Here is a 25,854-nt window from a genome sequence, read left to right as displayed (position 1 = left end):
AATTACACCAAAACTTCTTAACACGTGCTCACGTCGCATTCGCCAATGCAACTCCGCGACGCGCTCGACGACTACAAGCATCACAGCGACCACAGGACGCGGTTCCCGGGCGAACGGCGTTCGACCGAGGGGCTGTTCTCAGGCCGGGACGGGCGACTCGTCCACGTCACTCCGAACGGCGTCCTCCGCGACTACGGCTACCCGCTGACTGGACAGACCGGTATCGAGCGCTCCCGTCTCGGGATTCGTCGCGACGGCGAGGTCACGTGGTTCGACGACTGCGAGACGCGCTCGCAGTCGTACCACGACGAGACGGCACTCGTCGTGACGGAACACGCACTCTCCGACGGCGTCGCGACCCAGTACGACCTGACGCTCGGCGACGCCCACCTGACGCACGTGACGCTCGACGTCGACGGGACGGGACGGACCACGTCGGCGACCGACGATCCAGACGCGGAGCTCGTCGCGTTCGTCGGGTTCGCCCCCGACGGACAGGACACTCGCATCGGCCAACTCCACCACGACGACGCCATCGAAGTGTACCACGCCGCCGAACACGACTTCGTCACGAGTTCGACCGGGATCGCGGAGTTCCGTGGACAGGTGCCTGCAAAGTTCGCGGAGGTTCTCGACGCCGACCCCGTCGACCTCCCTCGTGCCGTCTCCGACGAACGGTACGAGGAGGAACGACTCTCTGGGAACCTCGTCTGCTTCCTCCCCTTCGAGGACGGTGCGACGACGCTCGCGACGCTCCTGACCGACCGGACGGAGACGCCGCGCGACGAGGCGCGTGCCCGACTCGTCGAACTCGCGACGACCTACACTGACGTCGAGGCGCTCGAACGCGCCGCCGGAGCGCAGGTCGACGTCTCGGTCGCGGCCGACGTGCCGCACGCTGAAGCGATGGCCGCGGACCTCCGCGTCCTCTCGGTGCTCTCGTCGGAGACGGGGCTCCGCATCGCGGGCCCGGACTTCGACCCGTACTACGCCTACTCCGGCGGGTACGGCTACACCTGGTTCCGCGACGACGCCGAGATCTCGCTGTTCTGTCTGGAGGCCGCCGAACGGTTCGACCTCGAGCTCGACGCGTGGCACGCTCGGAGCGCGCGCGCCTACTGCGAGACGCAGCGCGCGGACGGGTCGTGGCCCCACCGCGTCTGGCCGCGCAACGGGAGTCTCGCCCCCGGCTGGGCGAACGGTCGACTCGAAGCGGGCACGGACGTCGACTACCAGGCCGACCAGACGGGGAGCGTCATCGCCTTCCTCGCGAGCGTCCGCGACAGCCTCGACGACGAGGCGCTCGTCGCACGGGTCGACGAGACGCTCGACCGGGCGCTGGCCGGACTCGACGAGACGCTCGCCGCCGACGACCGTCCCGTCGCCTGCCAGAACGCCTGGGAGGACATGACCGGCCGGTTCGCGCACACGACGGCGACGTTCCTCGAGGCGTACGCGACGCTCGGTGCGGCCGACGTCGAGGGAAGCGACCACGCCGCTGCCCAGGCGACTCGCGTCTACGACGCCGTCGACGATCTCTGGGTCGCAGAGCGAGGGATCTACGCGTTGCGGGAGTTCAGCGAGGACGCCGACCCCGAGGAGACGGCGGAGCAGAAGACAGAGAACTCGGAACCGAAGTCGGCGATCGGAGCCGACCCGAAGGCGATCGTCGAGGCGAAAGAGCCCACCGACTACGAGGCGGGCGACCTCGACGACCGCTGTGACTCGGCCACCCTCGGCCTCGTCGCCGCCCACCGCGCCTACGACCGTCTCGACGGCGTCGACGAAGAGCGTCTGAACCGCCTCGTCTCACACGTCGAGACGGTCGTCGAGACGCTCCGACGGACGCCCGCCGAGGGCGTCGACGGGTTGTACCGCTACGAGGGTGACAGTTGGCGCGTGCGCGAACAGACCGACGAGAAGATCTGGTCGGTGTCGACGGCGTGGGGTGCTCACGCGGCCGCGAACCTCGCCGCTCTCTTGGTCGACCGCGACGACGACCGCGCCGCCGAGTTCGCCGCGTTGGCACGAGAGCTCCTCTCGCTGTGTCTCCCGGGAGGCGCGCTCTGTCTGGAGAGCGGCTACCTCCCCGAACAGCTGTTCGACGACGGCACGCCCGACAGCGCGACGCCGCTCGGGTGGCCACACGCGCTCCGGCTGGCGACCGTCGCCCTGATGGACGAGTACGGGATGCTCCGCGAGGAGACCGTCGTCGCCGACGACTGAGCGGCACGGCGTTCGGCTCGTCGGCTCCGGTTCGAGGTGATTCGGTCCGGTTCGACGCTCCTGTCTGCACTCGGGAGTGAGAGGTGAGCGGAACGCAGTGAGCGGTGCGGTTCTGTGACGGCGGCGGGGAGAGAGCCTCCGCTACGGCGTCGGCGAAACTTCTTCATGCGTGCGCGCGAGGAGCGACTCGCCGGTCGCGCCGTCGAACAGGTGGAGGTCCGACTGGTCGAACGAGACTCTGACGACGTCGCCGGTCGCGGGTTCGACGTCCGAGTCGACGCGGGCGATGAAGTCGGGGGCGACGTCGAGGTGGAGATAGTTGTCGCTGCCGATCGGTTCGACGACGCCGACGGTCGTCTCGACGGCGTTCGGCCCGCCGTCGACGACCTCGACGTCCTCGGGTCGGACGCCGAGCGTGAACTCGGAGACGTCGGCGTCGCGGACGCGGGCGGCGACGTCGCCGGAGAGCCGGTAGTCGAGCGGTCCCTCGGCCTGCGTGAGTCGGACGGCGTCTCCGGTGTGCTCGACGGCGACGTCGAGGAAGTTCATGCTCGGGCTGCCGACGAAGCCGCCGACGAACTCGTTGGTCGGGGCGTTGTAGACGTCCTTTGGTGCGCCGAGCTGCTGGAGTTCGCCGCCGTCGAGGATGGCGATGCGGTCGCCCATCGTCATCGCCTCTTCCTGGTCGTGCGTGACGTAGATGGCGGTGATGCCGAGTTCGTTCTGGAGCCGCTGGATCTCCGTCCGCATCGTCGTTCGGAGTTTGGCGTCCAGGTTGGAGAGCGGCTCGTCGAACAGGAACACGTCGGGTTCGCGCACGATGGCGCGGCCGAGCGCGACGCGCTGTTTCTGGCCGCCGGAGAGCTCGTCGGGTTTGTCGTCCAGCAGCTCCTCGATCCCCATCATCTCGGCCGTCTCGCGGACGCGCTCGCGACGCGCCTCCTTCGAGAGATCCGTGCTCATCCGCAGTCCGAACGCCATGTTCTGTTCGACCGTCTTGTGCGGGTAGAGCGCGTAGTTCTGGAACACCATCGCGACGTCGCGCTTGCGCGCGTGGACGTCCGTCACGTCCTCGTCGCCGATGTGGATGCTCCCGCTCGTCGGCGTCTCCAGCCCGGCGAGCATCCGCAGCGTCGTCGACTTCCCACAGCCCGAGGGACCGACGACCGTGATGAACTCTCCGTCGTCGACCTGCATCGAGACGTCGTCGACGGCCACGATGCGACCGTTGTCGAACTCCTTTCTGAGATTATCGAGCGTTACAGTTGCCATTATCGCCATGCGTAGTGGTCACAGGGTATAGTTCTTGCCCTCTGAGTGGAATATGTGATGCACAATTTCGTAGTATTTTAACGGCGGTCGGCGACCGACGACTCGCACCAGTCGTCGAACTGTCCGACATCCAGATTCATGCCTGTTCGAGCCAGTAGTTGGGCGAATCAGTCGGTCCGTGTGAGGATATACTCCGATGAACAATAGTGTCGTATCCGAATGATTTAAGGTGTGAACGACTTATTCATCCAATATTCATCCATGGCAATGGACCGCAGAACGGTACTCAAGAACCTCGGTGTCGCAGGAACGATCGGTGCGCTGGCCGGCTGTGTCGGCGTCCAGGAACAGGATTCGTCGGGCGGTGGCGACGGCGGTGACGGCGGTGACGGCGGCGACGGCAGCGACGGCGGATCGGACGGGACGGGGTCCGGCGGTCCGGCCGGGACGGCGAAGGCGTGGTACGCGCTCTCGGATACGGAGCTGCCGACCCGGAAGGAGAACATCCAGGCGTTCAACGACGAGTCGAAGCACACCATCGAGGGTGCGGACATCTCGGACATGCGCAAGAAGACGACCAGCGCCATCCCGGCGGGTCAGGGACCGAAGACGTTCGAGTGGGCGCACGACCTCGCGGGCGACTATCTCGACCGCGGGTTCATCGTCGGCAAGGGCGACTCGCTGAACGTCAGCCTCGACGAGTTCACCGACAACGCGGCGGCGGCCGCGCAGTTCGACGGCAACGTCGTCGGTCTCCCGCACACCGCAGAGACCGTCGCGCTCATCTACAACAAGGAGTACGTCGACGAACCCCCGGAGACCGTCGCCGACATGAAGTCGGTGATGGAGGAGGTCCACGACCCCGGCAACAACACGTACGGCCTCGGCATGCCCTACGCCGACCCGTACTTCCTGAGCGCGTGGGCGCACGCCTTCGGCGGCTACTACTTCGACGCCGAGAAGGACGACCAACTCGGCGTCGCCAAGGCCGAGACCGTCGAGGGGATCCAGTTCACCGTCGACAACTTCGTCCCCTACATGCCGAACGACCCCGCGTACGAACCGCAGGCGTCGGCGTTCGCCGAGGGCAACGCCGCCTTCGCCATCAACGGTCCGTGGTACCTCAACACGCTCAACGAGAAGGGCGTCGACTACGGCGTCGTCAAACTGCCGAAGCCCGAGGGGGGGTCGCCGAAGCCGTACTCGGGCATCACGCTCTGGTACTTCTCGAAGGCGATGGAAAAGGACGACGCCGCCACGGCGGCCGCGCAGTCGTTCATCGAGTGGTACGTCACCAACGAGGAGATTCAGCGGACGGCCGCCGAGGAGACGGGGAGCATCCCCGTCCTCAAGAGTCTCGCCGAGGGCGACGAACTCTCGGGCGACATCCAGGGGTTCGCCAACGCCGTCGAGCAGGGCTCTCCGATGCCGGCGAACCCGAAGGTGAACCAGGTGTGGGACCCCGTGAAGGCGGCGCTCAGCAAGGCGTTCAACGGCAAAGACGTCGAGTCGGCGATGCAGACCGCCGCCGACGAGATCCGCAGCAACTGGGAGTAAGGACGTCCACCAATGAGTACCGCATCACGTGTCGCCCGCCGGGTCGAGGAGATCCCGTTCCTCGACGAGCGAGACGCTTCGCTCCTCTTCGTCCTGCCGGGGCTGTTCGTCTTCTCGGCGTTCATGCTCTTTCCGGTCATCTACCTGGTCGGCATCTCTTTCACCGACGCCGCCCCGGCGAACCTGTTCGCCGGTGAGGGCGCGCTGTCGGTGCTGACCTTCGGCGAGGCGACGTTCATCGGCCTGCAGAACTACACGGACGTGCTGTTCGGCGGCACGTTCGACGTCGTACTGTTCGGCGAGACGCTGGTCACGCTTCCCATCAACGGGCAGTTCTGGAACTCCTTCGGGGTCACGTGGCTGTTCGTCGCGACGAGCGTGACGCTGAAGATCGCGTTCAGCATCGGTATCGCGCTCGTCGTCACCGCAGAGCGCGTCCGCGGCAAGCGCTTCATGCGCTCGCTGATCATCCTCCCGATGGGGCTGCCCGCCATCTTCACCATCACGGTGTGGCGCGGCATCTTCAGCTCGGCGCAGTTCGGTCTGGCGAACCAGATACTGAGCTCGCTCGGCTTCGAGACCGTCTCCTGGCTGAGCGAACGCTGGATGGCGTTTCTCGCCTACAACGTGACGGAGATGTGGCTGGCGTACCCGTTCATGGTCATCATCACCGTGAGCGCGCTCCAGGACGTCCCGGACGAACTGCACGAGGCGGCGATGGTCGACGGCGCGAGCTACGTCTCGCGGTTCTTCCACGTCACGCTCCCCTCGATCAAGCGTCCGGTGCTGTTCGCCACCATCCTGACCGCGGCGGCGTCGTTCCAGCAGTTCCTCATCCCGTTCGTCTTCAACGAGGGCGGCCCAGCCCGGCAGAACGAACTCATCGTCGTCTACGGCTACCGTGAGGCGCTGTCGTTCTCCGAGTACGGCCGTGGAGCGGCGATCAGCATCATCGCGCTGCTGTTCATCGGCGCGTTCATGTGGCTGAACGTCAAGCGCGGACGACTCGCAGACGGGGTGAACGACGCGTGAGCCTCTTCGACGGCGTCGGTGCCAAACTGAAAGAGGACACGCGTAACGTCGTCACCGCACCCATCGAGACCGCTCGCGACGTCCGCTACACCGCAAGCGCGGTCCGTCGCGGCGAACTGTCGCCGGTGAAACCGCTGAAGACGCTGGGTTCGACGCTCGGTGCGCTGGTGCTCGTCTCGCTGCTGCTCTTTCCCATCTACTGGATTCTCATCGCGGCGCTGTCGGGCACCGGCGGGTCGATCTACTCGTCGAGCGGGCTGCGACTGTTTCCCGAACAGCCGTCGTTCGTCCCGTTCCTGTGGGTCGTCGGCGACCTGATTCTCCCGGCGTACGACATCAGCGTCAACGTGCCGTTGACGGAACTCGCCGTCGTGTTCAGCACGCCACAGCTCACGTTCCTCGACGTGAGCGCGATCCAACCGGGGACTGTCGGCCGCATCGCGCTCGGATCGGTCGAACTGTTCCCGGGGTTCGAGGTCGGCCCGGTCGAGAACCCCTCGACGTTCAAGCAGTTCTTCGCTAACAGCCTCACCGTGGCGATCCCGACGGTGATCATCGCGATGTCCCTCATCGTCCCGGCGGCGTACGCGCTGTCGCGCCGCGAGTTCATCTTCCGGCGGAAGATCCTGTTCGTCTACGTGCTGTTGACGCAGGTCGGCGGCGGCCTCGGCATCGCGCTGCTGATCGGGCTGTACACCGTCTACGTCCAACTCGGCATCAACGACAACAAACTCGCGCTCGCCGTCTACTACGCGGCGACGGCGGTGCCGTTCAACACCTGGCTGTTGAAGACCTACATGGACGGCATCCCCGTCTCCTACGAGGAGGCGGCCGTCGTCGACGGCGCGCCGCCGTGGCGCGTCGTCACCGAGGTCATCCTGCCGCTGTCGGCGGCGGGACTCGCGACGGTGTTCATCTTCACCTTCCTGACGGGGTGGACGGAGTTCGTCGTCGCCCAGACGCTACTCGGCACCGACAACTACACGCTGCCGGTGGGGCTGTACTCGCTCATCAGCGAGTACTCCATCCCGTGGGCGCGCTTCTCGGCGTTCGCGCTCACGTTCGCCTCGCCGATCATGATCGTCTACCTGTTCGCCCAGCGGTACATCGAGGGCGGACTCTCCTTCGGCGGCGTCGAGGGCTAACCGACACTCCGGTTCTGCGGCTCTTTTTAGCGACGCGTCGTCCGCGTCGTCTCGACGACTGCACCAGTGTCGTCGACGGTGACGCGGAGCGTCTCGTCGCCTCGCTCGATGGGGACGACGACGCGGAGCGGGTCGTCGGCGACGACCGACACCGGCCCGTCGTCGATGCAGAACTCGAACTCCCAGAACGGCCGGTCGTCGACGCCGACGCCGTGGTCGGAGAGGAACGCGACGACTGCGGGGTCCGCGAGGAGTCGCAGTCCGACCGCCGTCGCGATCTCCGCCCCGCAGTCGCGGCAGTCGCTGACGGCGGGGTAGTGGAGGTGGTGATCGGAGTCGCGTTCGACGCGGGTCTCCGTCCGGCCGCTGCAGTAGGGACAGACGCCCCGGTCGGCGAGCGTGAACTCCCGCCAGAGGCGTTTGCCGTACGCCTCGAACAGGTCGTCGGCGTCGCGGGTCGTCCGCCCGCGCGGCGGGAAGTAGCCGTAGTGGACGAGCACCGAGCAGTCGGAACAGGCGATCTCGACGTTCTCGTCCTCGTACCGGGCACGCAGTCCGGCCCCGCACTCCGGGCAGTCGGCGTCGGTCGGCCGGTCGACGGGGGCGGGCGACTCGCCGAACCGCTCGTCGGTGACGACGTCGACTGCCTTCGCGCCGGCCGCCCGGAGGTCGTACCCCCGGTCGCTCTTCTGGACGAACCGGCCGACCAGTTTGTCGAGGTGGTAGTTGAACCGACCGCTGTCCTTGAACCCCGCGGCGGCCTGCAGGTCGACGAACGACCGCGGACCGTCCTCTCGAAGCGCCAGCAGGATGGCGATTCGGTCCTCGTCGGCCAGCGACCCCAGCGCCGACGCCGCTCGTTCGGTGTCGACGTCGGCCGTGTCGGCCATCTCGACCCCATCAGACGGGTCGGTCGTGTCGACCTCGTCGAGCGGGTCGGCGTCGTCCTCGTCCATACCCGACCACGAGCGCCGAGTGCGGGAAAAACTGTCTCCTCACGACCGAAGAAATCTTCACACGTGGGGTCGTGTCCGCGCGGCCGACCGCTCGGATGCGAACGGTGCCGGCCCCGCGAGCGGACGACCGACCGTCGACCGGCGACGTCCACGTTCGCGAACAGAAGATCCCTTCTGAGGAGCTTTATCCGCCTCGCGGCACTCCGATAGCCACGATGCACCATCCAGGTCCGCCCCGCTTCACGGGCGTCGGCGAGTCGGTCGAGCTGGCACCCCGAGACCCCGACCCCGACGGCCACTACCGCTGGCGACTGCGCTCCGCACCGGCCGACAGCGACGTCGAACTCGGCGACGGCCCGGTCGTCCACCTCGAACCGGACGTCGAGGGGACGTACACCGCCGAACTCGACGCGCCCGACGGGACTCACGCCCAGACCGTCCGTGCGTTCCCCGTCTCCCGGCGGTCGGCACGGTTCTCCGTCTCTGCCGACGAGGTCGACGGCGACCTCGACGGCGTCGAGTCGGCCTCCGTCATCGGCCCGTTCAACGACTTCGTGATGGGGAGCCACCGCGTCGAACGCGACGGCGACGAGTGGGGCCTCGACGTCGAACTCCCGCCGGGCGACCACGACGCGATCTTCGCCTTCGAGGACGGGTTCGACCCCTACGCGAACGACGAGGTCACGGTCGAGGGGGCGGGCCGCCCCCGCATCCGACTCGACGGCCGACGCGAGGCCGAGGCGGTCGTCGTCACCGCCACCGCGAACCCGGCACCCGCGGGCGACGACCCCGAGGTGGAGTTCCACCTCGACGACCGCGACGACCTCGACGAGTCCGACGTCACCGTCGACGGCGACGAACTCCGCGTGCCGGTCGACTCCCTCCCGGTTCTCTCCCGAGTGCACGCCGTCGCCGTCGCCGAACGCCCGAGCATCGCCGACACGCTGACCGTTCGGGTAGACGAGGGGGAGGACGAACGGGCGGGAGAGACCGTCACCTTCGACCGCCCGGCCGACGCGCCGGCGTGGGTTCGCGACGCGACCGTCTATCAGATCTTCGTCCGGCAGTTCGCCGGCGAGAAACTGGAGTCGACGTTCGCGGAGATCGAGCGTCGCGTCTCGTACCTCGAGTCGCTCGGGGTCGACGCCGTCTGGTTCACGCCCGTCTGTGCGAGTCCCACCCGCCACGGCTACCACATCACCGACCTGTTCGATACGGCCACGGACCTCGGTACACGGGAGGAGTTCGAGGCGCTCGTCGACCGGCTCCAGGAGGCAGGGATCAGAGTGCTGTTCGACCTCGTGATCAACCACACCTCGCGGGACCACCCGGCGTTTCAGCTGCACCGAGCGGGCGTCCCCGAGTACGAGGACCACTACGAGCGCATCCCGCGTGAGCAGGACACGACCGGCGTCGACTGGGCCGGTGACGACTCGCCCGGCCACTACTTCAACTGGGCGTCGATTCCGAACGTGAACTACGACTCGCTGGCCGTCCGGCGGTGGATGCTCGACGTGGTCGACTCGTGGGCACCGGTCGTCGACGGGTTCCGCTGTGACGTCGCGTGGGGCGTCCCCCACGGCTTCTGGAAGGAGGTCCGCGAGCGCGTGAAGGCCGAGGACCCCGAGTTTCTCCTCCTCGACGAGACCGTCCCCCGTCGCGTCGGCTTCCGCGAGAACGAGTTCGACCTCCACTACGACACCGACCTCTACTACGCGCTTCGCGACGTCGGCACCGGCGACGCGCCCGCCTCGAAACTCCTCGACGCGCTGGTCGACTCGGCGCGGCTGGGGTTCCCCGACGAGGCGGTCCACATGCGCTACGTCGAGAACCACGACGAGGAACGCTACGCGACCGAGTGCGACGAGGGGACGTTGCGTCCGGCCGTCGCGGCGACGTTCACCCTCCCCGGCGCGCCGCTGGTCTACTACGGGCAGGAGCGCGGCGTCCCCGAACAGCGCGGGCCGATGCGGTGGCACGACGGCGACGCCGCGTTGACGACGTTCCACCGCGACCTCGTCGCGCTCCGTGACGACCTGCCCGCGCTCCGCGCGCCGGGCGTCGACCGGGTCGTCTGCGAGGTGCACGACGGAGCGGACGACAGCGTCGTGGCCTACGAGCGGTCGGCCGAAGCGGGTGCGGACGGAGACGACGCCGTGGTCGTCGTCCTCAACTTCGAGCAGTCGCCGGCGACGGTCGAACTCGATCGGTCGGTCGACGCGCACGACCTGCTCACCGATGCGGACGTGAGCGGTGACGACGACGCTGTCGTCGTCGACGACGTGGTCGTGCTCCGACCCCGTTAACCGAGCAGGAACCGCATCGCGTCGGGGAACCGCTCGGCCCACGCCGACTCGCGGTGTCTCGCGTCCTCGTCGACGACGAACCGGAGCCGCTCGTCGCCGTAGCCCTGTTCTCGCAGTTGATCGACCATCCGTTCTGCGTCCCGGAGATACGCCTCGTTCAGTTCGGGATCGTCGGGCGACTCGTTACCGCCGACGTCGACGTAGAGTCGGCCGTCCGTCCGTGGCTGGGCGGCGACGTCCTCGAACAGCGGTTCGCCCGGCCACCAGAACGCCGGACTCAACACGCCCGCGAAGCCGACCTGCTCGGGATACTCGAAGAAGCCGTAGAGGCTGACGACGCCACCGAGCGACGATCCGGCGAGCCCGGTGTGGTCGCGGCCGGGACGCGTCCGGAACGTCTCGTCGACGAGCGGTTTGACCGTCTCGAACAGGAACTCGAGGTACGTATCGGCGTCGCCGCCGCCGTGGTCGGGGTGGGGGTGCGGCGTGTACTCGTCGCCGCGTGCGTCGCCGGCGTTCGGGACGCCGACGACGATGGCCTCGATGCCCTCCGCGCTCAGTCGCTGCATCGTCTCGTCGACGCGCCACTCGCCGGAGTAGCTCTCGCCCTCGTCGAAGAGGTTCTGCCCGTCGTGCATGTAGACGACGGGGTAGGAGGACTCGGACTCGGCGTAGGAGGGAGGCAGATACGCGAGGAGACGGCGGTCGGCGTTGAGGGCCGGTGCGTCGAGGGTCTCGGAGACGCGCACGTCGCCGACGACGGTGTGGTCGTCGCCGGGCGCGTACGGTCGCCAGTCGGTGGCTGCGGTCATCGTCTCCCTGTCTCGGTGGTCGGAGATAACGCTGACGTGTCACGGAGCGAGTCTGCCGCTTCTCGGCGTCGAGACGGCGAGTAACTTTACCCCCCGGTCGCTCCTATCCTGCGTACATGACAGAGGACACCCGCTGGGAGTATCGCACGCTGCAACCGCCGAAGGGACCGACGCACAAAGAGGCGGCCGACCCGGCGGCGGAGTTGAACGAACTCGGCGACGCGGGCTGGGAGTTCGTCGACACCATCGAGTACGTCGGCGGCGGGACGAAGCTTCTCGTCTTCAAACGGCCGAAGCGCGGTGAGTCGAGCGAATGACGTCGGGGATGGACGACGACATCGAGGCCGACGCCGAATCGGAGACCGAGTTGGACACGAAGGGTGACGAGGACATCAGCACCGCCAACACGATGCGCGAGCGGGCCGACGAGAGTCGGCTGAAGCTCAAGATCCTCCTCAGCGCCAACCGGCTGTTGATCACTGGCGTGCTGGCGCTCCTGTTTTTCATCGCGTTCATGATACTTGGACAGCTCTACTACCCGTCGTTGCAGACCGACCTCCAGACGGGCGACACCATCGAGACGTTGTTCTCGACGATGCTCGGCGCGATCATCACCGGGACGACGCTCATCGTCACCATCAGTCAGCTGGTCATCTCTCAGGAGAACGGCCCGCTCGGTGACCAACACGAGCGGATGAGCAGCGCGATGGACTTCCGGACGTACGCGTCGGAGCTCCTCGGCCAACCCGTCCCGGTCGATCCCTCGGCGTTCCTCCGTGCGCTCGTCAAGGCGACACAGCGACGGGCCAGCGCGCTCCGCGACGCCGTCTCCGAGAGCGAAGACGACGACCTCCGTCACGAGGTCGACGAGTTCACCGGCAGTCTGACTGGCAACGCCGACGAAGTTCGGGACCAACTCGAAGGGGCGCGGTTCGGGAGCTTCGACGTGCTGTTCGCCGCGCTCAACTTCAACTACGGGTGGAAGATCTTCCAGGTCGAACGGCTCGTCCACGAGCACGACGACGACCTCTCCGACGAAGAGCGACAGCTCTTAGAGGAGCTGAAGACGACGCTGTCGATGTTCGGCCCCGCCCGCGAGCACATCAAGACGCTCTACTTCCAGTGGGCGCTGATCGACCTCTCGCAGCTCATCCTCTACGTCTCCCTCCCGGCGCTCGTCGTCACCGGCGGGATGCTCGCCTTCGTCGGCGACAGTACCTTCACGGGGGTCACGCTCGGCATCGAGAACATCCTGTGGATCGTCGACGCAGCGTTCACGATCTCCCTGCTCCCGTTCCTCCTCTTGGTCGCCTACATCGCCCGGATCGCGACCATCGCGAAGCGAACGCTCGCCATCGGCCCGCTCATCCTGCGGGACTCCCAGCGGTGATCGCCGTCACGGTCTCCGAAAGTCACGCGAGCGCCTGACACACCGCCCAGCCTATCGAAGTGGTTAAAGGTCGAGACGGGGAAGGAGAGAGTAACTCGCTGGACGACGGGCCGCCAGCGGGCACCCGTGACCCGTCAGGGAACGGGACGAAATGTGGTTGCGCGGCGACGGCGACGACGTGTCGTCGGTCGCTGGCGGAACTGAATCGCAAGCGTCCGTGGTGATTACAATGGCACGAAGCTTCTACTCTCACATCAAGGAAGCCTGGCGGAGTCCCGGTGACGGGAAACTCGCCGAGCTGCAGTGGCAGCGCAAACAGGAGTGGCGCCGACAGGGCGCGATCGAGCGCATCGAGCGTCCGACGCGTCTCGACAAGGCCCGCGAGCTCGGCTACAAGGCCAAGCAGGGTATCGTCGTCGCACGCGTCTCCGTCCGCAAGGGGACCGCGCGCAAGCAGCGCCACAAGGCGGGTCGACGCTCGAAGCGACAGGGTGTCAACCGCATCTCGCGGCGCAAGAGCATCCACCGGATCGGCGAAGAGCGCGTCTCCCGGAAGTACCCCAACCTGCGCGTCCTCAACTCCTACTGGGTCGGCGAGGACGGATCGCAGAAGTGGTTCGAAGTGATTCTCGTGGACCCGGAGCATCCGGCCATCGAGAACGACGACGACCTCAACTGGATCTGCTCGGACAAGCACAAGGGCCGTGCGTTCCGCGGTCTCACGAACGCCGGCACCGACAACCGTGGGCTCAACAACCGCGGCAAGGGGTCGGAGCACGTCCGCCCGAGCGTCTCGAGCGGTCAGGGTCGCGGCAAGTAGCTACGGAACCGACGCGTTCCACCCGAACTTCTGTCTTTTTCGCTCGCCGAGCGACGACGCCGTCGCTCGGAGCGGTGAGTCGCCGATAAGAGAGAGTCGGAACGGACGGCGAGTCGATCTGTCGTTCAGTCCCGTCGCGCCTTGATGAGGAACGCGATCGCGCCGCCGAGCAGGGAGACGTTCTTCACGAAGTGGGTCCGCTCGGCCTGCTTCTGGTCTTCGTCGGCCTCCCAGAAGCGGTGCATCTGGGGCGTGACACCCGCGAGGAACGCCGCGACCGCACCCGCGGCGAGCGTCGGGAGTCGCCAGAGGGCGATGCCGAGGCTGCCGAACGACAGCATGCCGACGGAGAAGGGGACCAACTTCTCGGCGTTCGGGACGCCCATCGCCTCGGCGTAGCCGATCGTCCCCTCCATGTCCTGCCAGTGGGTCCACGCCGTGTAGCCGAGCGGGACGGCGAAGAGCAGTCGGGCGAGCAAGAACAGCACGCCCCCGCTGTCGTCGCTCGGAGTGGTCGAATCACTCGTCTGTTCGTCTTCGATGTCGATGGTGACGGTATCTTCGCTCATGAAATCGATCGCGCTCGTGCGAGCGTCTACTCTCAGTAACGGTCGCAACGTGTTTAGCTCTAACAGAGACGGCAGAGGGTTCCGGCAGTACGTCGGGCTACCGCGACGCCGGTCGGCCGCGGTCGACCGCACCCTCCCAGCCGTCGAACCCGCCACGGAGGCTCGCCACGTCGGCCTCGAGGTTGGCGTCGAGCACCTGCGCGACGCGCTTGGAGCTCTTGCCGACGTAACAGGAGACGACCACCTCGTCGGGCCACTCCTCCTCGAACACCGAAGCGTCGAGCCCCCGGGCAGGGCGGTTCTCCGATCCGGGGATGTGGCCGTCGGCGAACGACTCCGGGTCGCGGATGTCGAGCAGGGCGACGTCGGCGTCGGCGTCCAATCTCTCCTGTAGCTCCGTCGGCGACAGCTCCGTGACCATAGCCGGGGTTGTCGCGAGCCGTGGAAATGCTCGTCGGTCCGGGACGACAGTGCGAGTCGGGTGCCCCGCGGTGACGACGAACCCGAACAGAGATACGAACGGCGACAGTTCCCGTGTGCATGCCAGGTGCACGCGTCGCGAGCGGCGACCGGGTCACGCTCCGGACGGTCGAGACCGAGGACGTCCCGTTCCTCCAGCGGGCGGGCGCGAACCCCGAGATCCGGTATCCGCTCGGCAACCCGCTGCGGAACCGCGAGCAGTACGAGGTCTCCGAGGAGCGAAACGCTCCCGACCGGTTTCTCGTCTGTCTCGAACCCGAGGGGACGCCGGAACTGCTGGGCGACGACTTCGAAGACCACGACCTGCGTCGAATCGGCCAGGTGAGCGTCGCAGACGCCCACTACAAACGTCCGGAACTCGGCTACTGGCTCGTCCCCGAAGTCCACGGAGAGGGCTACGGGACGGAGTCGGTCGCACTCGCCGTCGACTACGTCTTCCGACAGTACGACACGCCCGCCGTGGGCGCGGGTGCGTTCGACCACAACGACGCCTCTCGGGGGCTGCTGGAGTCGCTCGGCTTCGTCGAGGAGGGACGTCGCCGCAAGTTCACGTTCGTCGACGGCGCGCACCGCGACATGGTGCAGTACGGGCTGTTGCGGGAGGAGTGGGCCGAGGCGGTCGATGCGACCGACACCACCGATGCGACCGACACTACCGACTCGGCGAACTGACCCGGCCGGTCAGTCGGTCGGCGGCGTCGCGGTCGTCTCGACGACCCCGGTCCACGCCTCGAACCCGCCGGTCATGCTGGTCACCTCGGCGTCGGTGTAGTGGTCGAGGAACCGGGCGGCCTGCTTCGACGTCTCGCCGACGTAGCAGGTGACGACCACCTCGTCGCCCCACTCTCGCTCTTCGACGACGGCTTCGAGGTCGTCGAACGGGACGTTGACCGACTCGGAGATGTGTCCCTCGCGGTAGTCGTCGGGGTCGCGGATGTCGACGACCTCCAGATTCGGGGCGTCGAGGTCGGCGGCGACGGTCTCGGGTGTGACTTCCTCGACCATGGCTATCGCTTCCGGAGGAAGACGCGATAGCGGCCGTCGCCGCTCCGCCAGACGGTCGCGTCCGCGAGGTCGGAGACGGCCTCGGGGACGTTCTCCGTCGAGGGGACGTGGTCGGTCTCCTGCAGGAGGAGGTCGCCCGAATCGAGCCGTTGGACGGCCTTCTTCGCCTCCAACTGCGGGTACGGACAGACCTCGCCGGTCATGTCCTGCGTCTCGACGGCCTGGTCTGCGAGCTCTGCTGCGGTCTCGTCGTCGACCTCGTCGGGCATGTCGACGAAGTCGTCGAGTGAAGGTCCGGTCATGGTGTGCGTAGTGAGTGTGTCTTCTCGCTGCGTGGGTGGTTCGCGGGCGATACGAGTTCGCTGCGTCGCGTGTGTCGCTCAGATGGCACAGCCGACGTCGCGGTACTGCCAGTGGGTCATCGCGTAGACGCCGGCGACGATGCCGACGGTGGCGACGAACGAGTGGACCGACAGTTCGGCGAGTCCGGAGTAGATGTTGCCGATGTTGCATCCCGGTGCCAGCCGCGACCCGGCACCCATCAGGAGGCCGCCGAAGACGGCGTTCGGGAGGCGACGACGCTTCGGCACGCGGATCGAGAAGTCGCCGCTCCACACCGCAGCGAGGAACGCACCGCCGACGACGGCACCGATCATCAGCATGTCGACGGTGACGCCGACGCCCTGCCCCTGAAAGAGCACCGACCCCCAGTACTCGTAGCTCCCGGCGTCGACGCCGACCTGTTCGAGGAGGAACCCCGTCCAGCGCGCCTCGGGACCGGTGACGCCGACGATGGAGACCTGCGTGAACCACAGCACCGCGAGCGCGGTGATGCCGAGGGCGGCGGTCCTCGGGTCCCAGGGTCGCTTCGAGGCGGCCCTCCAGTCGTCGACGTCGGCGAGGCCACGGACGTAGGCTCTGCTCCCGGCGGCGAACCGTCGGAGACCGACCATCGTCGCCGAGAGGGGGTTCGTCCGTCCGCCGTCGGTTGCGACGGCTTGCCCTTCGGGGTTCTCCTCGCGGCCGACCGCGCGGCCGACCACGGTGGCGTAGACGAGGACGACGGCGACGGCGACGGCGAGCGCCAACGCGGGTGCCGGCACCGGCGACAGTCGGAACAGCGTCGTCCCAGCGCCGAACGTCAGCGGTTCGAAGTACGCCGACTCCAGCGTCGGGAACGCCAGCGTGAACGCGACGTAGCCGACGCCCATGAACAGCAGGGTGAGCCAGAAGTGCAGGTAGCCCTGTCCGGCGCGGTAGAGCGTCCCCGACGCGCACCCACCCGCGTAGGTCATCCCGACACCGAAGACGAAGCCGCCGACGAGTCCGGTCAGCCCCCACCCCGGCGTCCAGAAGCCCTGGTAGAAGCCGAGGGCGTAGGCGATGCTCCAGAACACCATCGTCAACGTCGTCGCCAACAGGACGGCTTTCGTCGTCCGCGAGTCCTTCATCGCGAAGAAGTCGCGGAAGGCGTGGACGAAGCAGAAGCGACCCTTCTGCAGGAACACGCCGATCCCGAGCCCGACGACGACGGCGACCAGTGCGTTCGATACCATTCGCGTCCTCGCTTGTCGAGTCGGAGGGAAAAGCGACGCTCTCGGGGGAGGTGCTGCCGTCGGCGACGACGCCGGTTCGACGCGGTGAACGGACGTATCGGCGACGAGTGACCGCGTACGGGCCGTTCGCGTTCGAACCGTCTGCCGTCCGGGGGTCGCCGTGCGTCACAGGAGCCAGAGAGCGTTGCCGCGACCGCCGGAGCCGGGTTTATGGGTCGTCGTCGCCAACTTCCGGCAATGAGCCTCGCACTCGACGCGACCCAGTTAGACAGGTACTCCCGGCACATCATCATGGACGAGGTCGGCCCCGAAGGCCAACAGCGACTGCTCGAGGGGAGCGCCCTCGTCGTCGGCGCGGGCGGTCTCGGCGCGCCCGTCGTCCAGTATCTCGCCGCCGCCGGCGTCGGCCGACTCGGCGTCGTCGACGACGACGTCGTCGAGCGGTCGAACCTCCAGCGGCAGGTGATCCACGCCGACGCCGACGTCGGCGTCCCGAAGGTCGAGAGCGCGCGGAAGTTCGTCGAACGACTGAACCCAGACGTGACCGTCGAGACGTACGAGACGCGGCTCGACACCGACAACGTGGAGGAGCTCGTCGCCGACTACGACGTCGTCGTCGACGCCTCCGACAACTTCCCGACGCGCTACATGGTCAACGACGCCGCCCGCATCCACGACGTCCCGGTGGCACACGGCGCGATCTACAAGTTCGAGGGCCAGGTGACGACGCTCACGCCCGAGGGGCCGTGTTACCGCTGTCTGTTCCCGGAGGCACCCGAACCGGGCACCGTCCCCGACTGTGCGACGACGGGCGTGCTCGGCGTCCTCCCCGGGACGGTGGGCTGTATCCAGGCGACCGAGGCCGTGAAACTCCTCTTGGAGAAGGGCGAGGTGCTGGAGGGACGGCTGCTGTTCTATGACGCGATGGACATGACGTTCGAGACGGTGCCGTACCGTCGGAACCCCGACTGTCCGGCCTGCGGCGAGAACCCGATCGACTCCGTCGAGGGCGTCGAGTACAGCGGCGGCTGCACCATCGCCGACTGAGCCGTCAGTCTCGTTCGCCCCGTCGCTGCTCGACTCACCGCACCGAACCGCACGCTGGCCGCGAGCCTGTCGCTTATCTCACTTCGCTCCGTTTGCTCAGCTATGCCCGACGAGATACTCCCCGGCGTCCACGACGTCACCGTGCTGGAGGGCGAGGGCCGACGACTCCGCGCGTACCTGTTCGAAGCTCCCGTCCCGACGCTCGTCGACACCGGTCTCGAAGCGACGACCGAGGCGCTGTTCGACGGGCTCGACCGGATCGGCGTCGACCCCGAGCGCGTCGTCGTCACGCACAACGACGGCGACCACACGGGTGGGCTTCCCGCCGTCGTCGACCGGTACGACCCCGAGGTGTACGTCCCCGAACAGACGGCCGCCGACGCGCTCGGCGGCGTCGACCCGGACGTCCGCTACGGCGACGGCGACGCAGTCGGCGACTTCGAGGCGGTCCACGTCCCCGGTCACGAGCGGGACAACCACGCGCTCGTCGACGAATCTCGGAGCGTCGTCGTCGCGGGCGACGCCGTCTCCGGGTCCGACCAGCGCGGGTTGCCCGCGGGTTATCTCCTGTTGCCGCCGGCGGTCTACTCCGACGACCTGAACGAGGCGGAGGAGAACCTCGAACGGCTGCTCGACTTCGAGTTCGACGCCGTCCTCGTCTTCCACGGCTCGTCGGTGCTGGAGGACGGGAGGGTGAAACTCGACCGGTTCGTGAACTTCCCCGGCAAGCCGTCGTAGTCGAGGAGTCGACTGCGGCGTGTTCTCCGAGACGGACGGAGCCGACTACGCCACCAGTCGGACGGCGTTCCGCAGGATGAAGATCCAGACGATGCTGACGACGCCGAGCGCCAGCGTCGCGAGCGTCCACGCCTGGTAGGCGGTCGCCGTCTCCATGTCGGAGAACTCGGTGATGATCCAGAAGTACGAGTCGTTGGCGTGGCTGACCGTCATGCTCCCCGCGCCGATGGCGAGGACGGCGAACACCGACCCCCACTGGGAGGCGAGGCCGAGCGACCCCAAGAGCGGGGCGACGAGACTCGACGTGGTGAGGATGGCGACCGTCGACGAGCCGAGGGCGGTCTTGAGTGCCGCCGCGACGACGAACGCGGCGAACAGACCGAGACCGAGTCCGCTGAACGTGTTTCCGATGAACTCCTCGAGTGGGAGCGCTCCGAGCACGCTGCCGAACGCGCCGCCCGCGCCCGTTACCGCGAGGATGACGGCGGCGTCGGTGAGTCCGTCGCTGACCCACTCGTCGATGACGTCCTCGGAGAACGACGGGACGATGGTGAAACTGAGGAACGCGCCGCCGAGCAGCGCCACGGCCGGGTCGCCGACGAACAGCAGCCAACTCTGCAGCGTCCCCTCGACGAACGCCGGGTCGTCGGCGCTGGGGTAGGCGGCGACGCTCCCGATCGAGATGAGGACGATGGGGACGAGAAGCGGCGCGAACGCCTGCCCGCGGGAGGGGAGACTCCCGTACTCGGCTTTGATGTCCGCCATCGTCACCTCCGGGTCGGGGTCGATGTGGAACCGCGAGGCGACGTAACTCGCCCACTTGGCGGCGACGAGCGTCACCGGGACGCTCACCACGATGCCTGCGAGCATGACGAGGCCGACGTCGGCGCCGAGGATGCCCGCCGCGGCGATGGGGCCGGGCGTCGGCGGGACGAAGACGTGCGTCACGTAGAGACCGCCAGCCAGCGCGACGCTCAAGGTCGCGAGCGAGAGTTTCGAGCGCTCGGCCAGCGACCGACTCAGCCCCGAGAGGATGACGTATCCCGAGTCACAGAAGACGGGGATGCTGACGAGACTCCCCGTGATCGCCATCACCTCCGGCGTGTGTTCCTCGCCGATGAGATCGAGGATCGTCTCGGCGATGACGATCGCGGCCCCCGACCGTTCGAGGACGATGCCGATGATCGTCCCCGCGAGGATGACGATGCCGATGTAGCCGAGCACGCTCCCGAACCCGTCGGTGACGAGCGTCGCGACCCGCTGGGGGTCGACGCCGGCGAGCACGCCGGTGCCGTAGGCCGCGAGCAGGAGCGTCAGGAACGCGTGGAGGTTCACCTTCGCCGTCGCGACGATGATGAACCCCACCGCCACGGCGAGCAGTCCGATCAGTGCGAAACCATCTAACATGCGAGTCAGTCTCTACGAGTCACTTAAAAGAGGGTGCCGTCTTTCACAAATATTACTAGCAGAAACGGTTGCCGCAACGTGAACTCTCTAGTGGAACTACTCGACTGCTACGGAGTCGACGCGACGGATCACTCGTCGACGGACCGACCCGGCGGGTTGCGGCAACCGTTTTCACACCGCCGCCTGTACGGACGGCAATGAGTTTAGAGGAGATTCTGACGCGGATGCCGTTCGCCGACCACCTCGACATCGAGGTGACCGAGGCGGCGGACGGCCGCGCGCGGGCGACGCTCGCCCTCTCGGACTACCACTCGTCGGTCCCCGGTCGGTCGGTCGCGCACGGCGGCGTCGCCTACGCGCTTGCCGACACCGTCGGCGGTGCGGCCGTCATCTCGCTGCACTACACGGCGACGCCGACGATCGACATGCGGATGGACTATCTCGCACCGGCGACGACCGACCTCGTCGCCGAGGCGGAGGTGGTCCGCGACGGCGGGAGCGTCGCCGTCGCCGACGTCAGCGTCTCCGACACCGACGGGACGAGCGTCGCGACCGCCCGGGGGACGTACAAGACGAGCGGCGCGGCCGAGGAGACCGCGTGGGGAAACGGCGAGCGTGGGAGTCTCCCCGGTCGGGACGGCGAGTGAGTGCAGAGCGGAACCAGGTTCGATTCCGAACCGGTATATACGCGGGCGACGTGAGTCCGACCCAGAGATGGTCGCGAACACCGACACCGAGGGAGAGCAACTCGACGGCCCCTGCTTCGTCATCGACTCGCTGAAACAGATCGGCTCGCAGTGGCGACTCATCGTCCTCCACGACCTGCAGGACGGCGAGAAGCGGTTCAACGAACTCAAGCGGTCGACCGACGCGAGCTCGCGGACGCTGTCGCGCGTGCTGGACGACCTCCAGGAGACCGGGCTCGTGAGCCGCCGCCTCGAGGAGGACGCGCCGGTCGCGACGTACTACAGTCTCACCGAGAAGGGAGCGTCGCTCTGTCCCGTCTTCGAGGAGATCGAAGCGTGGGCCGAGGAGTGGCTGGGCGAGTCGGTCGCCGCGCAGTCGTAGCCGTCTATCGAGAAGTAGCGCGGCCGTCGCTCGTTCTCGGCGCGTGAGACCCGAGCCAACGGTTAACTCCGTCGACGACGATCAATCGTTATGGAGAAACACGAGGCGTTCGACGGGATGGTGGCGTGGTACGAGTGCCCCCACTGCGGGTTCAGACCCATCGTGACCGAGGATCGGCACGACTGTCCGCGGTGTGAACTGCCGTTGTAGTCTCTTTTCGGATGTTCCCCGTCGCACCGACGTCTCTCGACCCGAAGGTACATCAGTCCTCTTGAATATACAGCCGTTCTGAGAGAATGGTGCGGAACTCACCGTCGAAGTCGCTACTCGAGGAACCACACACGACGAACGCGGCACACCCTCTCGCTCGGAGACGACGATCACGATGACCACCTGGAAACAGCTCGTCCGGACCGGACTGATTCGATACCACGAACAGACGGGACGAACAGACGTCACACTGGAGGAAGTGTACAACTACACCGTCGAACGCGCGAGAGCGGAGTTCCCGAACAACGACCACCCGAACGCGAAGGTCCGGCAGGTGCTCCAGACGTTACGGGCGGAGGACGAACTCGCGTTCGTCGTCGACGGCGAGTACCGACTCGGGGAGTCGCTACTCGCGACGGACACGGGAGCACAATCGCCCGACTCTACCGAAGACGAGTTCTCGGCAGACACGTACGAGACGACGACGGTCGCCCGATCCGTCGACCCGGAGTTCCGCGAGACGGTGCTACGTCGATACGACAGTACGTGTCCGGTCTCCGGCGTCGACCACCCCGGCCTCCTCGACGTCGCGCACGTCCTCCCGTGGCGGTCGTATCCCGACCACCGGACCGACCTCTCGAACGTCCTCCCGCTCGACAAACTCCACCACGCCGCCTTCGACCGGGGGCTGTTCACCATCGACCGCGAGTACCGACTCCGGGTGAACCCCTCGTTCGAGACGCAGAGCGACCTGCTCGCACGAACGCTCGTCGACCGAGACGGAGAGCAGGTCGCTCTCCTCGAAGGAAGCCTCGACCCCGACTACCTCCGACGACACAACTCGTCGCTGGCGTGGCTCTGATCCGCTCGCCACCGTCGATTATTCGACCTTCCAATCAGTTCGACTCCGCTACATCTTCCCAACCTTCTTGATCGTCTCCGCCGACTTCCGCCCATGACACTCCGGCAGCTGTACGCCGGGCCTCAGTATCCCGCCCTCGAGACTGTGGCCTTCGACCGTCTCTCCTCGACCGTGGACGACGCGCCGCGGAGTCTCCTCTACGTCGCCCGAAGCGACCACACCGAGCGACGGACACGCGACCGCTGGTGTGACCACGGCGCTCCGCTCTCGCTCTCTGTGGAGACGTTCGACGGCATCGTCGGCGACTGCTACGAACGAGAGCAGTTCGCGGGGCCGAACACGTACGTCGACCAACCGCTCCGGGACCGACTCGTCGAGTCGGCCGTCGAGCGACTCGACGACCCGCAGAATCCACTCGTCGTCTCGGATCGGAAGCCGTCCGCAGGGCTCTGTCAGCAGGTCGAAGACCTGCTCTCGCTCGTGGAGTTCGCCGACCTCCACTCGCCAGAAGCGATCCGCGAGCGGTTCGAGTCGCTCGGACTCGACCTGCAGGCCGAGGTCGTGAGTGCGGTCACTGCAGCGTTCGAGTCAGTACGTGACGACGTGGGACTGTCGGACCGGCGGACGCTCCGCGCTGAACGCTACCGTCACGTTTTGGCCTCCGACACACCGCTCGAAGCGTCGTTCCCCTCTGTCGACGCCGTCGTCCTCGGCGGATTTACGCTGTTCTCTCCGCTCGAGCGTCGCCTCGTCGAACGACTCGCAGAGACGTGGCCGACGGTTGCACTCCTCCCCCAACTCACAGACTCGACCACTCCCGTCGGCGTCGACCGTGGGGCCGAGCGAGCGTTGCGAGCCTACCGCGACCTCGGCTTCGACCGCGAGTACGTCGACGCCGAGACACCCGGCCTCGACGTCGCTCGACAGTTGTATCGTCCTGCCGCGACGGCCTCCGACGTCGACTCCGAGACACTGGACGAACGACTCGCCAGCCGTTCGCCCGAGACCGTGCCACAGGAACTCCGGTACGTTGCCCGCGACGTCCGAGATCGTCTCGCGGAGGGAACGCCAGCAGACGAGATCGGCGTCGTGCTCACCGACCCGCAAGCGTATCACGAACGCCTCGTCGAGACGTTCGACCAGTACGACGTCCCGGCGACGCTGACAGTCGAACGCCCGTTCGGCGACACCGCGCTCGGTGAAGTCGTCACCGAACTCACGACGCTCGCTCGCGACGACCCGGCGCTCGAATCCATCACGGCACTGGTCGCCAACCCACTGGTGAGGCGCATCGACGATGAGCGGAGCATCGACCCTGCGGAACTCGGACGGGTGGCCAGTCGACTGACGTCACGACGGCTCGAAACGGCGTACGACCACCTCGACGACGGTGACGCGACTGCGATTCGCTCGCTCGTCGACGACGCCGAAGCGCTGTCTGACGGTTCGCTCGCCGACCTTCCGGAACGAGTCGAGACGATACTCGAGCGACTCGGCGTCTCGGAGGCCATCGAGACGGTACCGAACACACCCCGTGGCCGAACCGAGCGGACGGCAGCAGACCGACTGGAGCGGACGCTCGAGACGTTGGCACAGACCGAGTCAGTCGCTAACCTCGACAAAGCTGACCCAGTGGACCGCTTGGAGCGGGCTCTATCCGGCGTCACACTCGACGCAGGAACCGCTCGCGAGGACGACCACGTGCTCGTCTGTGGACTCGACGAGGCCGCTCCGCGCGAGTTCGACCACGTGTACGTGCTCGGGCTGACGATGGCACAGTTCCCGTCGAACCCGGAGCGTCTCTCCTTCACTCGTCCCATCAACGAAGCCCACGAGGACTTCGCCCAGGCCGACATCCAGCAGGGTGCGCGGTACGACTTCGGACTCTTGCTCGCCAGCGACGCCTCGCTCACGCTCTCGGTTCCCGAACGCGACCTCGAAGGTGACCCGTACGTCGAGGCCGACGTGCTCACCGAACTGCGCCGGGTAACCGGTCTCGACCCCGAGGTCGTCGCCCCCGAGGACGCACCACCCGGGTCGCGCGAGGACGTCCAGCGGTCGCTCGCTCGGACGTTCGCCCACGACGACGTCGAGGAGTACGAATCGCTCGTCGACGCGGCGGCCGCCGTCGGTACGTTCGACGAGTCGCGGCGCGAGCGCCTCCAACGGGGGGTCGCGTGTGCGGCAGCCCGCGCGAGCCCCGAACTGACGGCCTACGACGGTCAGCTGAGCCGCGAGACCGTCTCGACGCTCCACGGCCCGGCCGATCGCGAGCCGTACAGCCCCAGTCGGCTGGAGCGGTACGCGACCTGCGGGTTCGCGTACTACGCCGACCGCGTGCTCGACCTCGACGACCCCGACGAGATCGGCCTCGAACCCGACGCTCGCGAGCGTGGCGGGTTCGTCCACGACGTCCTTGAACACTACTACGCCGACCTCCAGGAGCGGCCGGGCGACCCCGTCGACATCCGCGGCGACCGCGACGTTCGTGAGGCACACCTGCTCGCCGTCGCGCTCCGGAGTCTCGACGAGCGATTCGACGACGACCCGACAGCGTTCCAGCGCGAGTGGCTCACGAAGCTGTTCGCCGGACTCGGCAGCCCGGACGACAACCCCTACCACGGCGGGGACGGCTTCGGGTCGCCGGAGCGAGGGCTGTTCGTCCGGTTCCTCGACCACGAGTTCGACGAAGTGTCGAACGCGACCGCGCTCCCCGCCTGGTTCGAAGCGCGGGTCGGCGACCCCTACGGCGACGAGACAGTCCTTCGCGAGGACCCCGTTCAGGTCGACACGCCGACTGGCCCGGTCCCGCTCACGGGGATGATAGACCGCGTCGACGCGGTTCCGGACACCGACCCGACCCAACTCGTCGTCCGCGACTACAAGACGGGCGGCACGCCGAGCGAGGCGGATACGCTCTCCGGGCTAGCGTTCCAACTTCCGCTGTACGCGCTGCTCGCGGAGGGTGTCCTCGACGACGTCGAGACCGTCGGCGGGTCGTACTACCAGGTCAAACCGCCGACGAGCGTGCACAACCGGAAGGGAGTCGTTGCGTCACAGGAGCACGCGAGTTACTACCGGTCCGGCGGAACGCCGCTCCTCCGTGCTCGGTATCCGACGTTCGAGACCCACGACGCCTTCCGGCAGTTCGTCGAGCGCGAGATTCCGGCCCGACTGGGCCGACTCGCCGACGGAATCGCTTCGGGGCACTACCAGCCAGCAGTGGTGGACCCGAACGACGCCGGCTGTCGGTACTGTGGGTACAGCGACGTCTGTGACGTCAGACCCCACCGACGGGGGGCGGTCGTCGACGAGATCGACGAGACGGGCGATGGGCCGTACGTCCCGCTCGCGGCGAGAGACGTCGACCCCGAGGACGCACTGGAGGTGAACTGA

24 protein-coding genes are annotated in these 25,854 nt (G+C 67.3%); 15 read left to right on the top strand and 9 right to left on the bottom strand.

What is annotated here, in order from left to right; all coding sequences use genetic code 11:
* The first annotated feature begins 45 nt into the window (after positions 1–45).
* Positions 46–2,226 carry a DUF7997 domain-containing protein gene (locus EOHIBHHM_RS03790; RefSeq protein ID WP_497254791.1) on the top strand — a complete coding sequence of 727 codons (2,181 nt, stop codon included), beginning with the start codon at positions 46–48 and terminating at the stop codon, positions 2,224–2,226.
* 141 nt (positions 2,227–2,367) lie between these two features.
* On the opposite strand, the gene EOHIBHHM_RS03785 is transcribed toward EOHIBHHM_RS03790, so the two are convergent.
* Positions 2,368–3,498, bottom strand: coding sequence for an ABC transporter ATP-binding protein (locus tag EOHIBHHM_RS03785; RefSeq protein WP_497254789.1), 1,131 nt, complete (start codon positions 3,496–3,498; stop codon positions 2,368–2,370).
* Between the two features lie 261 nt (positions 3,499–3,759).
* Between EOHIBHHM_RS03785 and EOHIBHHM_RS03780 the strand changes: the two genes are divergently transcribed.
* The 3 genes from EOHIBHHM_RS03780 to EOHIBHHM_RS03770 are packed head-to-tail and all read left to right on the top strand — an operon-like array spanning position 3,760 to position 7,232.
* On the top strand, positions 3,760–5,055 hold the full coding sequence (locus EOHIBHHM_RS03780) for an extracellular solute-binding protein (RefSeq protein WP_497254787.1): 1,296 nt from the start codon (positions 3,760–3,762) through the stop codon (positions 5,053–5,055).
* 12 nt (positions 5,056–5,067) lie between these two features.
* Positions 5,068–6,087, top strand: a complete 1,020-nt coding sequence (locus EOHIBHHM_RS03775; protein WP_497254785.1) for a carbohydrate ABC transporter permease — start codon at positions 5,068–5,070, stop codon at positions 6,085–6,087.
* A complete protein-coding gene (locus EOHIBHHM_RS03770; RefSeq protein WP_497254783.1) occupies positions 6,084–7,232 on the top strand; it encodes a sugar ABC transporter permease in 1,149 nt (382 codons plus the stop codon). Before EOHIBHHM_RS03775 ends, EOHIBHHM_RS03770 begins: the two co-directional genes overlap by 4 nt.
* Before the next feature lie 26 nt (positions 7,233–7,258).
* On the opposite strand, the gene EOHIBHHM_RS03765 is transcribed toward EOHIBHHM_RS03770, so the two are convergent.
* On the bottom strand, positions 7,259–8,188 hold the full coding sequence (locus EOHIBHHM_RS03765; protein WP_497254781.1) for a DUF7351 domain-containing protein: 930 nt from the start codon (positions 8,186–8,188) through the stop codon (positions 7,259–7,261).
* A 215-nt stretch (positions 8,189–8,403) separates the two neighbouring features.
* Between EOHIBHHM_RS03765 and EOHIBHHM_RS03760 the strand changes: the two genes are divergently transcribed.
* Entirely contained in the window at positions 8,404–10,494 is a 2,091-nt protein-coding gene (locus tag EOHIBHHM_RS03760) for an alpha-amylase family glycosyl hydrolase (RefSeq protein ID WP_497254779.1), read from the top strand.
* Here the strand turns inward: EOHIBHHM_RS03760 and EOHIBHHM_RS03755 are convergent.
* Positions 10,491–11,306 carry an alpha/beta hydrolase gene (locus EOHIBHHM_RS03755; protein ID WP_497254777.1) on the bottom strand — a complete coding sequence of 272 codons (816 nt, stop codon included), beginning with the start codon at positions 11,304–11,306 and terminating at the stop codon, positions 10,491–10,493. The genes EOHIBHHM_RS03760 and EOHIBHHM_RS03755 overlap by 4 nt on opposite strands.
* A 116-nt stretch (positions 11,307–11,422) precedes the next feature.
* On the opposite strand from EOHIBHHM_RS03755, the gene sp36 reads away from it, so the two are divergent.
* The 3 genes from sp36 (at position 11,423) to EOHIBHHM_RS03740 (ending at position 13,516) form a co-directional block, all read left to right on the top strand.
* Entirely contained in the window at positions 11,423–11,623 is a 201-nt protein-coding gene (sp36, locus tag EOHIBHHM_RS03750) for a Sp36 family protein (protein WP_497254775.1), read from the top strand.
* Positions 11,624–11,631: 8 nt separating this feature from the next.
* Positions 11,632–12,696: a DUF7972 family membrane protein gene (locus tag EOHIBHHM_RS03745; RefSeq protein WP_497254773.1), complete on the top strand. Its 1,065-nt coding sequence runs from the start codon at positions 11,632–11,634 to the stop codon at positions 12,694–12,696.
* A 229-nt stretch (positions 12,697–12,925) separates the two neighbouring features.
* The gene (locus tag EOHIBHHM_RS03740; RefSeq protein WP_497254771.1) at positions 12,926–13,516 is read left to right on the top strand and encodes a 50S ribosomal protein L15e; all 591 of its coding nucleotides are present in this window, start codon (positions 12,926–12,928) and stop codon (positions 13,514–13,516) included.
* A 125-nt stretch (positions 13,517–13,641) separates the two neighbouring features.
* Here EOHIBHHM_RS03740 and EOHIBHHM_RS03735 read toward each other — a convergent pair whose 3' ends face one another.
* Entirely contained in the window at positions 13,642–14,085 is a 444-nt protein-coding gene (locus tag EOHIBHHM_RS03735) for a DoxX family membrane protein (protein ID WP_497254769.1), read from the bottom strand.
* Positions 14,086–14,182: 97 nt separating this feature from the next.
* Positions 14,183–14,506 carry a rhodanese-like domain-containing protein gene (locus tag EOHIBHHM_RS03730; protein WP_497254767.1) on the bottom strand — a complete coding sequence of 108 codons (324 nt, stop codon included), beginning with the start codon at positions 14,504–14,506 and terminating at the stop codon, positions 14,183–14,185.
* A 119-nt stretch (positions 14,507–14,625) separates the two neighbouring features.
* On the opposite strand from EOHIBHHM_RS03730, the gene EOHIBHHM_RS03725 reads away from it, so the two are divergent.
* The gene (locus EOHIBHHM_RS03725) at positions 14,626–15,237 is read left to right on the top strand and encodes a GNAT family N-acetyltransferase (RefSeq protein ID WP_497254765.1); all 612 of its coding nucleotides are present in this window, start codon (positions 14,626–14,628) and stop codon (positions 15,235–15,237) included.
* Positions 15,238–15,246: 9 nt separating this feature from the next.
* Here EOHIBHHM_RS03725 and EOHIBHHM_RS03720 read toward each other — a convergent pair whose 3' ends face one another.
* From EOHIBHHM_RS03720 to EOHIBHHM_RS03710, 3 genes are all read right to left on the bottom strand, one after another.
* A complete protein-coding gene (locus EOHIBHHM_RS03720) occupies positions 15,247–15,570 on the bottom strand; it encodes a rhodanese-like domain-containing protein (RefSeq protein WP_497254763.1) in 324 nt (107 codons plus the stop codon).
* Positions 15,571–15,572: 2 nt separating this feature from the next.
* The gene (locus EOHIBHHM_RS03715) at positions 15,573–15,872 is read right to left on the bottom strand and encodes a sulfurtransferase TusA family protein (RefSeq protein WP_497254761.1); all 300 of its coding nucleotides are present in this window, start codon (positions 15,870–15,872) and stop codon (positions 15,573–15,575) included.
* Positions 15,873–15,950: 78 nt separating this feature from the next.
* Positions 15,951–17,126, bottom strand: coding sequence for a YeeE/YedE family protein (locus EOHIBHHM_RS03710; protein ID WP_497254759.1), 1,176 nt, complete (start codon positions 17,124–17,126; stop codon positions 15,951–15,953).
* 237 nt (positions 17,127–17,363) lie between these two features.
* Here EOHIBHHM_RS03710 and ubaA point away from each other — a divergent pair, with 237 nt between their 5' ends.
* Both ubaA and EOHIBHHM_RS03700 read left to right on the top strand, forming a co-directional pair.
* On the top strand, positions 17,364–18,173 hold the full coding sequence (gene ubaA, locus EOHIBHHM_RS03705; RefSeq protein ID WP_497254757.1) for an SAMP-activating enzyme E1: 810 nt from the start codon (positions 17,364–17,366) through the stop codon (positions 18,171–18,173).
* Positions 18,174–18,275: 102 nt separating this feature from the next.
* A complete protein-coding gene (locus EOHIBHHM_RS03700) occupies positions 18,276–18,911 on the top strand; it encodes an MBL fold metallo-hydrolase (protein WP_497254755.1) in 636 nt (211 codons plus the stop codon).
* 45 nt (positions 18,912–18,956) lie between these two features.
* Here the strand turns inward: EOHIBHHM_RS03700 and EOHIBHHM_RS03695 are convergent, their stop codons facing one another.
* Positions 18,957–20,318, bottom strand: a complete 1,362-nt coding sequence (locus tag EOHIBHHM_RS03695; RefSeq protein WP_497254753.1) for a GntP family permease — start codon at positions 20,316–20,318, stop codon at positions 18,957–18,959.
* A gap of 197 nt (positions 20,319–20,515) precedes the next feature.
* On the opposite strand from EOHIBHHM_RS03695, the gene EOHIBHHM_RS03690 reads away from it, so the two are divergent.
* The 4 genes from EOHIBHHM_RS03690 to EOHIBHHM_RS03675 all read left to right on the top strand — a co-directional run bounded on the left by EOHIBHHM_RS03690 (position 20,516) and on the right by EOHIBHHM_RS03675 (position 25,854).
* On the top strand, positions 20,516–20,965 hold the full coding sequence (locus EOHIBHHM_RS03690; protein WP_497254751.1) for a PaaI family thioesterase: 450 nt from the start codon (positions 20,516–20,518) through the stop codon (positions 20,963–20,965).
* A 67-nt stretch (positions 20,966–21,032) separates the two neighbouring features.
* The gene (locus tag EOHIBHHM_RS03685; protein ID WP_497254749.1) at positions 21,033–21,386 is read left to right on the top strand and encodes a winged helix-turn-helix transcriptional regulator; all 354 of its coding nucleotides are present in this window, start codon (positions 21,033–21,035) and stop codon (positions 21,384–21,386) included.
* Positions 21,387–21,771: 385 nt separating this feature from the next.
* On the top strand, positions 21,772–22,458 hold the full coding sequence (locus tag EOHIBHHM_RS03680; RefSeq protein WP_497254747.1) for an HNH endonuclease: 687 nt from the start codon (positions 21,772–21,774) through the stop codon (positions 22,456–22,458).
* Positions 22,459–22,551: 93 nt separating this feature from the next.
* The gene (locus EOHIBHHM_RS03675; RefSeq protein ID WP_497254745.1) at positions 22,552–25,854 is read left to right on the top strand and encodes a PD-(D/E)XK nuclease family protein; all 3,303 of its coding nucleotides are present in this window, start codon (positions 22,552–22,554) and stop codon (positions 25,852–25,854) included.

The organism is Halogranum roseipondis, from assembly GCF_059695585.1.
This window is presented reverse-complemented; position numbering and strand designations above follow the sequence as displayed.

Coding starts and splice junctions, on each gene's coding strand:
- EOHIBHHM_RS03715 (WP_497254761.1), bottom strand. CDS start 15,872: ATGACCGGACCTTCACTCGACGACTTCGTCGACATGCCCGACGAGGTC.
- EOHIBHHM_RS03685 (WP_497254749.1), top strand. CDS start 21,033: ATGGTCGCGAACACCGACACCGAGGGAGAGCAACTCGACGGCCCCTGC.
- EOHIBHHM_RS03775 (WP_497254785.1), top strand. CDS start 5,068: ATGAGTACCGCATCACGTGTCGCCCGCCGGGTCGAGGAGATCCCGTTC.
- EOHIBHHM_RS03690 (WP_497254751.1), top strand. CDS start 20,516: ATGAGTTTAGAGGAGATTCTGACGCGGATGCCGTTCGCCGACCACCTC.
- EOHIBHHM_RS03700 (WP_497254755.1), top strand. CDS start 18,276: ATGCCCGACGAGATACTCCCCGGCGTCCACGACGTCACCGTGCTGGAG.
- sp36 (WP_497254775.1), top strand. CDS start 11,423: ATGACAGAGGACACCCGCTGGGAGTATCGCACGCTGCAACCGCCGAAG.
- EOHIBHHM_RS03725 (WP_497254765.1), top strand. CDS start 14,626: ATGCCAGGTGCACGCGTCGCGAGCGGCGACCGGGTCACGCTCCGGACG.
- EOHIBHHM_RS03710 (WP_497254759.1), bottom strand. CDS start 17,126: ATGGTATCGAACGCACTGGTCGCCGTCGTCGTCGGGCTCGGGATCGGC.
- EOHIBHHM_RS03755 (WP_497254777.1), bottom strand. CDS start 11,306: ATGACCGCAGCCACCGACTGGCGACCGTACGCGCCCGGCGACGACCAC.
- EOHIBHHM_RS03730 (WP_497254767.1), bottom strand. CDS start 14,506: ATGGTCACGGAGCTGTCGCCGACGGAGCTACAGGAGAGATTGGACGCC.
- EOHIBHHM_RS03735 (WP_497254769.1), bottom strand. CDS start 14,085: ATGAGCGAAGATACCGTCACCATCGACATCGAAGACGAACAGACGAGT.
- EOHIBHHM_RS03785 (WP_497254789.1), bottom strand. CDS start 3,498: ATGGCAACTGTAACGCTCGATAATCTCAGAAAGGAGTTCGACAACGGT.
- ubaA (WP_497254757.1), top strand. CDS start 17,364: ATGAGCCTCGCACTCGACGCGACCCAGTTAGACAGGTACTCCCGGCAC.
- EOHIBHHM_RS03765 (WP_497254781.1), bottom strand. CDS start 8,188: ATGGACGAGGACGACGCCGACCCGCTCGACGAGGTCGACACGACCGAC.
- EOHIBHHM_RS03790 (WP_497254791.1), top strand. CDS start 46: ATGCAACTCCGCGACGCGCTCGACGACTACAAGCATCACAGCGACCAC.
- EOHIBHHM_RS03680 (WP_497254747.1), top strand. CDS start 21,772: ATGACCACCTGGAAACAGCTCGTCCGGACCGGACTGATTCGATACCAC.
- EOHIBHHM_RS03695 (WP_497254753.1), bottom strand. CDS start 20,318: ATGTTAGATGGTTTCGCACTGATCGGACTGCTCGCCGTGGCGGTGGGG.
- EOHIBHHM_RS03745 (WP_497254773.1), top strand. CDS start 11,632: ATGGACGACGACATCGAGGCCGACGCCGAATCGGAGACCGAGTTGGAC.
- EOHIBHHM_RS03720 (WP_497254763.1), bottom strand. CDS start 15,570: ATGGTCGAGGAAGTCACACCCGAGACCGTCGCCGCCGACCTCGACGCC.
- EOHIBHHM_RS03740 (WP_497254771.1), top strand. CDS start 12,926: ATGGCACGAAGCTTCTACTCTCACATCAAGGAAGCCTGGCGGAGTCCC.
- EOHIBHHM_RS03675 (WP_497254745.1), top strand. CDS start 22,552: ATGACACTCCGGCAGCTGTACGCCGGGCCTCAGTATCCCGCCCTCGAG.
- EOHIBHHM_RS03780 (WP_497254787.1), top strand. CDS start 3,760: ATGGCAATGGACCGCAGAACGGTACTCAAGAACCTCGGTGTCGCAGGA.
- EOHIBHHM_RS03760 (WP_497254779.1), top strand. CDS start 8,404: ATGCACCATCCAGGTCCGCCCCGCTTCACGGGCGTCGGCGAGTCGGTC.